Origin of the sequence: Sphingosinicella sp., from assembly GCF_052388015.1 — a bacterium.
Classification (GTDB): Bacteria; Pseudomonadota; Alphaproteobacteria; order Sphingomonadales; family Sphingomonadaceae; genus Allosphingosinicella.
The window spans coordinates 1-8,893 of sequence record NZ_JBQTIN010000084.1; the positions used below are offsets into that span (position 1 = coordinate 1).

At 70.4% G+C, this 8,893-nt stretch carries 8 protein-coding genes, 1 tRNA gene and 1 pseudogene; 5 read left to right on the plus strand and 5 right to left on the minus strand.

Annotated elements, in window-relative coordinates:
* Positions 1-1,050, plus strand: a pseudogene (locus tag ACT4N3_RS06910) (phenylalanine--tRNA ligase subunit beta); the annotation flags it as partial.
* Here the strand turns inward: ACT4N3_RS06910 and ACT4N3_RS06915 are convergent.
* The 4 genes from ACT4N3_RS06915 to ftsE are packed head-to-tail and all read right to left on the minus strand — an operon-like array spanning position 1,039 to position 3,888.
* Positions 1,039-1,743 carry a lysophospholipid acyltransferase family protein gene (locus ACT4N3_RS06915; RefSeq protein ID WP_444854476.1) on the minus strand — a complete coding sequence of 235 codons (705 nt, stop codon included), beginning with the start codon at positions 1,741-1,743 and terminating at the stop codon, positions 1,039-1,041. The pseudogene ACT4N3_RS06910 and the gene ACT4N3_RS06915 sit on opposite strands and share 12 nt — an antisense overlap.
* Positions 1,743-2,282 carry a YdcF family protein gene (locus ACT4N3_RS06920; RefSeq protein WP_444854477.1) on the minus strand — a complete coding sequence of 180 codons (540 nt, stop codon included), beginning with the start codon at positions 2,280-2,282 and terminating at the stop codon, positions 1,743-1,745. Before ACT4N3_RS06920 ends, ACT4N3_RS06915 begins: the two co-directional genes overlap by 1 nt.
* Positions 2,279-3,175, minus strand: coding sequence for a cell division protein FtsX (locus tag ACT4N3_RS06925; RefSeq protein WP_444854478.1), 897 nt, complete (start codon positions 3,173-3,175; stop codon positions 2,279-2,281). Before ACT4N3_RS06925 ends, ACT4N3_RS06920 begins: the two co-directional genes overlap by 4 nt.
* Entirely contained in the window at positions 3,172-3,888 is a 717-nt protein-coding gene (gene ftsE, locus ACT4N3_RS06930) for a cell division ATP-binding protein FtsE (protein ID WP_444854479.1), read from the minus strand. The genes ACT4N3_RS06925 and ftsE overlap by 4 nt, the downstream gene beginning before the upstream one ends.
* A gap of 149 nt (positions 3,889-4,037) precedes the next feature.
* Here ftsE and ACT4N3_RS06935 point away from each other — a divergent pair, with 149 nt between their 5' ends.
* Positions 4,038-4,715 carry a zinc-ribbon domain-containing protein gene (locus tag ACT4N3_RS06935; RefSeq protein ID WP_444854480.1) on the plus strand — a complete coding sequence of 226 codons (678 nt, stop codon included), beginning with the start codon at positions 4,038-4,040 and terminating at the stop codon, positions 4,713-4,715.
* On the opposite strand, the gene ACT4N3_RS06940 is transcribed toward ACT4N3_RS06935, so the two are convergent.
* On the minus strand, positions 4,693-6,051 hold the full coding sequence (locus ACT4N3_RS06940) for an MATE family efflux transporter (RefSeq protein ID WP_444854481.1): 1,359 nt from the start codon (positions 6,049-6,051) through the stop codon (positions 4,693-4,695). The two genes, ACT4N3_RS06935 and ACT4N3_RS06940, sit on opposite strands and share 23 nt — an antisense overlap.
* A gap of 24 nt (positions 6,052-6,075) precedes the next feature.
* On the opposite strand from ACT4N3_RS06940, the gene ACT4N3_RS06945 reads away from it, so the two are divergent.
* From ACT4N3_RS06945 to ACT4N3_RS06955, 3 genes are all read left to right on the plus strand, one after another.
* Positions 6,076-7,173: a 6-phosphofructokinase gene (locus ACT4N3_RS06945; protein WP_444854482.1), complete on the plus strand. Its 1,098-nt coding sequence runs from the start codon at positions 6,076-6,078 to the stop codon at positions 7,171-7,173.
* Between the two features lie 72 nt (positions 7,174-7,245).
* A tRNA-Leu gene (locus ACT4N3_RS06950) sits at positions 7,246-7,332 on the plus strand.
* A gap of 109 nt (positions 7,333-7,441) precedes the next feature.
* Positions 7,442-8,806, plus strand: coding sequence for an amino acid permease (locus ACT4N3_RS06955; RefSeq protein ID WP_444854483.1), 1,365 nt, complete (start codon positions 7,442-7,444; stop codon positions 8,804-8,806).
* Positions 8,807-8,893: the final 87 nt, after the last annotated feature.

Sequence of the window (8,893 nt, forward strand, 5' to 3'; positions counted from 1 at the left end):
GCGGTGCCGTCATGGCGGCGCGACGTGGACGGGCCGGCCGACCTGGTCGAGGAGGTCGTGCGGATCGAGGGGATGGACCAGGTGCCCTCGACGCCGCTGCCGCGCGAGGCGGGCGTCGCCAGGCCCACCGCGACGCCGGCGCAGCTGATCGAGCGGCGGGCGCGGCGCGCGGCGGCAGCGCTCGGGCTCGACGAGGCGGTGACCTGGAGCTTCATTTCCGAGGCCGAGGCGGCGCATTTCGGCGGCTCAGCCTGGCTGCTCGCCAATCCGATCAGCGAGGAGATGAAGGCGATGCGCCCCTCGCTGCTGCCCGGCCTGCTCGCCGCGGCGGCCCGCAACCGGGCGCGCGGCGCGGATCGGGTCGCCTTGTTCGAGATCGGGCGGCGCTATCTCGATGACGAGGAGCGGCCGACGATCGGCATCGTCCTCGCCGGCCCGCGCGTCCGGCGCAACTGGCGCAGCGGCAAGGCCGTGCCCTTCGACGCCTATGACGCCAAGGCCGAGGCGCTGGCCATCCTGGCCGCCGCCGGCGCGCCGGTCGACAATCTCCAGGTCCTGGACGAGGCGGCCAGCGTCTATCATCCCGGCCAGTCCGGCCGGCTGGGCCTTGGCCCCAAGACGATCCTGGCCGAATTCGGCGCCCTTCATCCCCGGGTCGCGCGCGCGTTCGACCTCGACGGGCCGGTGATGGCGGCGGAATTGTTCCTCGACGCGATACCGGCCAGGCGCGGCGCCATCGGCCATATGCGTGTCGCCTATGCGCCGCCGCCCCTGCAGGCGGTGATCCGCGACTTCGCCTTCATCGTGCCCGACGATTTGCCGGCGGAAAGGCTGCTGCGCGCGGTGAAGGGCGCCGACAAGGCAGCGATCGCCGACGCGCGCATCTTCGACCTGTTCACCGGCGAGGGCGTCGGCGAGGGCTGCAAGTCGATCGCGATCGAGGTTGTTCTCCAGCCGGTGGCCAAGAGCTTCCACGAGGCGACGCTGAAGGAGATTTCCGAAAAGATCGTCGCCGCCGCCGGCAAGCTCGGCGGGACCTTACGCGGCTGACAAGGCCTCCGGCTCCAGCGCGTTGATCGCGGCGCGCACCGCCGTTTCGACCTCGCCGCGCTTGAGCCCGGGTGCGATGGTCTCGCCGAAGCGGAACGTCACGACGCCCGGCCGCTTGACGAAACGGCGCGCCGGCCAGAGCCGGCCGCTGTTCACCGCGACCGGCGCGATGGCCAGGCCGAGCGCCCGGTAGAGGCCGGCGAAACCCGGCTGGAGCGGCGGCGCCGTGCCGACCGGCGCGCGCGCGCCTTCGGGGAAGATCAGGATCGGCCGGCCTTCGGCGACCGCCGCCTCGGCGGCGCGCATCATCCGGCGCAGCGCCGCGGCGCCGCCGGAGCGGTCGACCGGGATGACGCCGTAGCGGCGCACCACCCAGCCCCAGAGCGGGACGTCGGCGAGCTCGCGCTTCAACACCACCGCGGGCGTGTCGAGGAGAAGCACCATCTCCATCGTCTCGAACATCGACTGGTGCTTGACCGCGACCAGCGCCACGCCTTCCGGCGGCGCACCCTCCACCTGGCTGCTGATCCCGAGCAGCCCGCGCGCCAGCACGCGGTGGAAGCGGCACCAGGCGTGCGCCCAGCCGCGAATCGCGCCGGTGCCGAACAGGCTGATCGGAAAGGACAGCAAGACGGCGATGACCGTCCAGCCATAGAAAATGAGCGCGAACAGCGCCGAGCGAATGACGTTCATCAGATGCCGAGCCGGTCGGCAGCCCAGGCGAAGAGGAACTTGTTATATTCGAAGAACAATTCGCGGAAACCGGGGCTGGTCGGGATGGCGTCGGGCAGGATCGATATCGCCTCGCCCAGCCGGCTGGCGATCTCGTTGCGGGCGCGCGGCATGTGAACGTCGTCGGTGACGAGGCGCATCGAGCGGTAGCCGCGCCCTTCCATCCAGCGCTTCACCTCATCGGCGTTCGAGCGGGTGTCGAACGAGCGCTGCTCGATATCGACGCAGCAGGCGATGAGGCGCGGCTCGACATGATAAGCCGGGGCGAGCTCGCGGGCACGGACGCTGGGATCGACGCCGGAGATCAGCATTCTTTGGGCGAGACCGCGGCCAAGCAGATCGAAGCCGCGGCGGAGCCGCTCCGGCCGGCCGGTCAGGACGACGATCGCATCGGTGCGCTCGACCCCGGCCGGCGTCGGCAGCAGCACCGCGAACAAGGCATAGCCGAGCAGATAGGCGATCAGCAGCAGGACGGTGACGCGGTAGAGGAAGCGGATCACAGCATCCGCCCCAAAGCGCGCAGGATCGTCAGCCGGGCGACCAGCATGGCGAGCAACACGCCGAGCGCCGGCAGCGCGACCAGCACCGCCCAGCCCTGCACCGGGACCGTGGCCGAACCGATCAGCTCCGATCCCAGAGCCGTCACCCGCTCGCCAAGGCCGATCAAGGTCACGCCGGCCAGGATGAAGCCGACCAGGCCGCCGAACAAGGCGTCAAGCGCGATCCGGCGCTGGAACAGGCGCGCGACCTGGATGTCGGTCGCGCCCATCAGGTGAAGGATCTCGATCGTCGCGCGGTGCGTGTCGAGCGCGGCGCGCGCGGCGAGAACGACGGTCGCCGCCGTCGCGCCGATCATCAGCAGCACAAGGCCGGCGGCGAGCCATTGCAGCGCCTGGATCAGCGAGGCCAAAGGGGCGAGCCACTGGGCGTTGTCGTCGACCCGCGCGGCGGGCGCGACCCGCGCCAGCGCCGCGCGCAGCGGCCCGAGATCCTGGCGCGCGTCCGGCGCGAGATCGACGTCGATCAGCGCGGGGGTCGGCAAATCGCCCTCCAGCCCGCCTGGGCCAAGCCACGGTTCGAGCAGCCGCGCCATGTCCGCTTCCGGCACCGGCTGCACGGCGACCACGCCCGGGACATCGCGGAGCGCCGCCACCGTCGCCGCGGCCTGGGCGGCGCGGGCGCTCGGATTGGCCTCGACCACCTGAACCGTGACCCGGCCACCGACCTGCTCGGCGAGGCGCGATGCGGCGCCGGCCAGACCGAGACCGGCGGCCGCAGCGAGCACGGTCAGGAACATCATGATCGCGATCACCCAGGGCATCGGTCCGGCGAACCGCCCTTCGGGCAGCAGGCCGCGCTCGGCGACGCCGAACTTGCGCACGCCGCCTTTCATGCGTCGACCTTGCGCGGCGGGTGGCGCAGCGCCCCGGTGGGATCGGCGATCTGGCCGCGGTCGAGGCGCAGAATCTCGGCGCCCGGCACTTCCGGGATGAGGTGAAGATCGTGGGTGGCGACGATCACCGTCGTGCCCAGCCGGTTCAGGGAATCGAACAGGAAGATGAGGCGGCGCGCCATGTCCGGATCGACGTTGCCGGTCGGCTCGTCGGCGACCAGCAGCTCGGGCCGGCCGATCACCGCCCGGGCGATCGCCACCCGTTGCTGCTCGCCGCCCGACAGGGTTGGCGGCCGGGCGCTGGCGCGGTCGGCGAGGCCGACCCAGGCCAGCATCTCGCGCACCGGCGTCTCGAGATCGTCGTCGGCGACGCCGGCGACCCTGAGCGGCAACGCGACATTGTCATAGGTCGAAAGGTGAGAGACCAGCCGGAATTCCTGGAACACGACGCCGATCCGGCGGCGAAAGCCGGGCATCCGGCCGCGCGCCATGGTGACGATATCCTCGTCGAACAGGCGGATCACGCCGCGGCTCGGCCGCAAGGCGAGGTAGAGCAGCTTCAGCAACGACGTCTTGCCGGCGCCCGAGGGGCCGGTGAGAAAATAGAAGCCGCCGCTTTTGAGCGAGAAGGAGAGGTCCGACAGCGTCTCGGCGCCCGTGCCGTAGCGCAGGCCGACATTGTCGAACTGGACGATCGTGCCACCCGCGCTCAAGACCCGCCGCCTCCCCGCCGAAGCACAAGCCATCGCACGGCCGTCGCCCAGCCTTCAAGCCTCGGTGATTTGGCCGGCCCGGCAATTGCTTGCGTGGCCGCCCCGCACCGTGCTTAGAGTCCCTTCATTATTACGGGTTTGCGACACCTATGATCCTGTCCTGTCCATCCTGCGGCAACCGCTATGTCGTGCCGGACAGCGCGATCGGGTCCGCCGGCCGGCAGGTGCGTTGCGCCGGCTGCCGGCACAGCTGGTTTCAGCAGCCGCCCGCCCCCCAGGCGCCAGCCAGCGTCGCGTCGCGGCCGGCTGCGCCTGACCCTGTTCCCGCTCCCGCGCCGCCTGTCGAGGCGCCGGCGCCCGAGCCAGTGCTCGACTATCAGGACGACGGGTCGTTCCTCCGCCCGCGGCGCAACCCGGCCAAGATGTGGACGATCGTCGCGATCGTCGCCGCGGCCTTGATGACCGGGGCGGCGTTCGGCATCCAGTATTTCGGGTTGCCCGCCTGGAGCGCGGGGATCGGCATCCCGGTCCAGACCGGCGACGCGCTGGCGATCGTCGACGAGAGCGCCCGGCCGCGCCGGCTGGAGAGCGGCAATGAGATGCTCGAAGTGTCGGGCGCGATCGTCAACCGCACCGACCAGGTGCAGCGCGTGCCGCAGATCCGCGCCGAGCTGAAGGACGGCGACGGCCGGGTGATCTATTCCTGGTCGATCGCGCCGCCGGTGCCGGAGATCCAGCCGAGCGGCCGCGTGCCGTTCGACAGCGCCGAGATCGGCGTGCCGCAAGGCGGCCGCACCCTGACGCTCAATTTCGGCCCGGTCGGCTGAGCACCCACCAGAAGCGGCCGAAGTTCAGCGCCGCGCAGACCAGCATCCCCGCGCCCGCCGCCCAGGCGAGGCCGTCCGCCCCCCAGCCGCGCGCGACCAGCAGGCCGCCGAGGCCGCCGGTGACGAGAAAGAAGCCGACGATGCCGTTGACGCCGGCCCAGACCTGCTCGCCCAATGAGCGCAGGGCGGAGGCGAAGACGAACTGCAGCCCGTCGAAGACCAGGAAGGCGCCCATGATCGCGAGCATCGAGGCGGCGAGCAGCAGCACCTCCGGATCGTCGGAAAAGGGCCAGACCAGTTGCGGCGCGGCGAGGACGAGCGGCAGCGAGATGAACCCAAGGATCGCGGCGGCGATCCCGGCGGCGAGCATCGCGCGCGGCCAGGCCTGATCGCGCTCCCGGGCGCCAACGGCGTTGCCGACCCTGACCCCGGCCGCCGAGCCGAAGCCCATCGAGAAGGCAAAAGCGATATTGTGAACCGCCAGCATCGCCTGGAACGCGCCGGCGGCGGCGTTGCCCAATTGGGTCGAGAGCACCATCAGCCAGGCGAAGCCGGCCAGCTCCAGCCCCGAGCCGATCGCGGGCACCAGCCCGAACCAGGCGAGGCGCGGCACACCGCGCAGCGCCCGGCCAAGCGCCGCGCCGGACCAGTCGCGCACGTTCCGCGCTCCGGCTCTGGGCAATATCCAGATCAGGGTGAGCATCGCGGCGGCGCCCGCCCACGAGGCGGTGGCGGTCGCATAGGCCGCGCCGACGGCGCCCAGAGCGGGAAAGCCCAAATGCCCGCCGACCCAAGCCCAGGCGAGGATCGCGTTCAGCGGCAGCATGGCGAGGTTGACCGCCATCACCCGCTGCGGGCGGCTGATCCCCTCGAGGAAGTAGGAGGACGCGGCGAGGACGAACTGGGCCGGGAAGGCGAGCGCCATCGCCTCGACCACCGCCCCGCCGGGCCGGTGCAGAGCGGGCGCGACGCCGAACAAAGCGAGCAGCGGCTCGGCGAAACCGCCGAGGACGATCACCATCGCAAAGCTGAGCAGCAGGCCGAGCATCAGGCCCGAGCGCAAGATGTCACCGGTCTCGGCGAGCCGCCCGCCGCCATCGGCGCGCGAGGCGAAGACGAGAATGCCGGTTAGCCCGGCGAAGCCGATGACGATCGAGATGAAGGTGAGGATGCGGCTCGCCGCCAGCGCCGCCAGCTGGTCGGTGCCGTAATGGCCGACCACCGCGACGTCGATCATGTGCATCAGAGTCCAGTTGAGGCTGGTCAGCATGATCGGCCAGGCGAGCGCGACGATGCGCCGCGCTTCGGCTTTTCTGTCGGCGCGGTTGTCGCTCATGGCGAGCGCCGATAGACGATGACCATGCGCATCGGAATACTCACCGGCGGCGGCGACGTGCCGGGCCTCAACGCCTGCATCCGCTCGGTCGTGCTGAATGCCGACGATCTGGGCTGGAGCGTCACCGGCTTCCGGCGCGGCTGGGAAGGGGTGATGGGAATCGACCCCGCCGACCCGGCCAGCGTCGCGGCGCACAGCCTTAGCCTCGACCGCGAGGCGGTGCGCGGCATCGACCGGGCCGGCGGCACCATCCTCCATACCTCCCGCACCGACCCGCGCACCGACGCGGAAGGCGACCGGACCGGCGACGTGCTGCGCGTCCTCGACGCGCTCGGCATCGACGCGATGATCACGCTGGGAGGCGACGGGACTTTGCGCTTCTCCGCCCATCTCGCGGGGCAGGGCGCGAAGGTCGTCTCCGTCCCCAAGACGATGGACAATGACGTGTTCGGCACGGATTATTGCATCGGCTTCTCCACCGCCGTCAGCCGCTCGGTCGAGGCGATCAATGCGCTCCGCACCACGGTCGAGAGCCACGAGCGGATCGGCGTGGTCGAATTGTTCGGGCGGCGGAGCGGCGAGACCGCCTTGCTCGCCGGCTTCCTCGCCCAGGTCGACCGGACCGTGATCGCCGAGGTGCCGGTCGATCTCGACCGGCTGCTTCCTTTGCTCGCCGAGGACAAGGCCAGCAATCCCGCCGGCTATGCGATGTGCGTCGTCTCGGAAGGCGCGTCGATCGCGGGGGAGGCGGACGCCGCCGACATGTCGCGCCCGGCGACCCAGCGCGCCGACGCGCGGGTCGGAGCGCGGATCGGCGACGCGATCGAGGCGCGGCTGGGCTCGGGCACGGTGATCCAGGAACTCGCTTATCTGATGCGCGCCGGCGAGCCCGACGCGATGGACCGGATGGTCGGCTTCGCCTTCGGCGCGCTCGCCGTTCAGCTGCTCCAGCGCGGCGAGCATGGCCGCATGGTCGCGCTCGCCAACGGCAATTACGACCATGTGCCGATCGACACTTTGCTCCACGGCACCAGGGCGGTGGACGTCGGCGCGCTCTACGACGCCGAAGCCTATCGCGCCCGGCTGATGCGGGTCGAGGGGATGCCGATGTTCCTCTATTGAGGCGATGCGCGGGCTCTGCTAGGGGCGCGCGCTCACCAGATCGGCGGGGCTTTTTCAGCTTCGCTTTCACGTGCGGTCGTGGCGGAACTGGTAGACGCGCAGCGTTGAGGTCGCTGTGGCCGAAAGGCCGTGGAAGTTCGAGTCTTCTCGACCGCACCAGTTTCGGCGAACAGCGATCGTCCGGGGAACGATCGCCGCCGAAACGCCCGAGCGCAAGCGAAGGGCAAATCCCCTTCCCCTCCTCCCCCAAATAGCGCATCGTTGCCTAATGGCGGGGGCGCCAACCGACAAATCGCTGCGGCCGAAGCGCAAGCTCGGCCTTGCCATGTGCATCGCCCTGGTCGTCGGCAACATGATCGGCGCCGGCGTCTTCCTGCTGCCGGCCAGCCTGGCTCCTTTGGGATGGAATTCTGTCTATGGCTGGCTGGTCACGATCGCCGGCTCGCTCTGCCTCGTCGCCGTTCTGAATCGCCTGGCTCGGGGGCGGGCGGACAGTTGTGCAGCCTATAGCTATCCGGCCGCCGCATTCGGGCCCGGCACCGGCTTCATCGTCGCCTGGAGCTATTGGATCTCGACCTGGGTGACCAATGCCACGCTCGCCATCGCCGCGATCAGCAATCTATCGGTCATCTGGCCGGGGCTGGCAGGGCCGGGCGTGCCCGCCGCCGGGGCGATCGGCCTGGTCTGGCTGTTCACTCTCGTGAATTGCCTCGGCGTGCGGGCCGCAGGCGAAGTGCAGCTGGTGACGACCGTCCTCAAGCTGCTGCCGCTGGCGGGCGCGATTCTGGTCGGCGGCTGGCTTCTCGCCGGCAGCTCGACGGCGGTCGCCCCTCACGATACGGTGCCGATCGGCGTGGCGGGCGTCAGCGCGGCGGCGACCCTGACCCTGTTCGCGATGCTCGGCTTCGAGAGCGCTGCCGCGGCCGGTGACCGGGTGGAGAACCCGGAACGGATCGTGCCGCGCGCGACCCTGATCGGCGCGCTGATCGCCGGCTTCTTCTACCTTCTCGCCTGTTCGGCGGTGACCCTGATGCTGCCGGCGGCGGTGATCCAGGACTCGAACGCGCCATTCGCCACCTTCTTCGCAACGTTGGTGAACCCGGCACTTGGCCCGATTGTGGCAATCTTCGTCGCGATCGCCGCCCTGGGCGCGCTCAATGGCTTCGTCCTGCTTCAGGCCGAGATGCCCCTTGCGCTGGCGCGCGCCGGCCTGCTGCCGGCCTGGACCGCGCGCTTCAACCGCAACGAGATCCCCTATCGCATCCACATCATCTCCAGCGGACTCGCGACCCTCGTGGTGCTCGCCAACTATTCGCGCGGTCTCGCCAATCTGTTCCAGTTCATGGTTCTGGTGACGACTTCGACCGCCATCATCCTTTACTTCGCCTGCGCGGCGGCGAGCCTGAAGCTGGCGCGCGAGGGTGAAGTTTCGGCTTCGCCCGGCTTCATCTCCGTCGCCGTTGCGGCCTTCGCTTACTCCGCCTGGGCCTTCTCCGGCGCGGGCATCGAGGCCGGCCTGTGGGGCCTGGCGATGACCGCCGTGGGGCTTCCCGTCTATCTGGTCATGCGCCGGACGGTCCGCTCCAGCGCGCCGGCGGCGACTCCAGCCGCGTCTCCGGGATCAGCCGCCTGAGTTTCTGCGCGAAGCTGCGAAGGCAGACCTCGCTCTCGCCCAGCGGCCCCGGCCGGTAATAAGACGAGGCCATGCCCTGCTGGACGC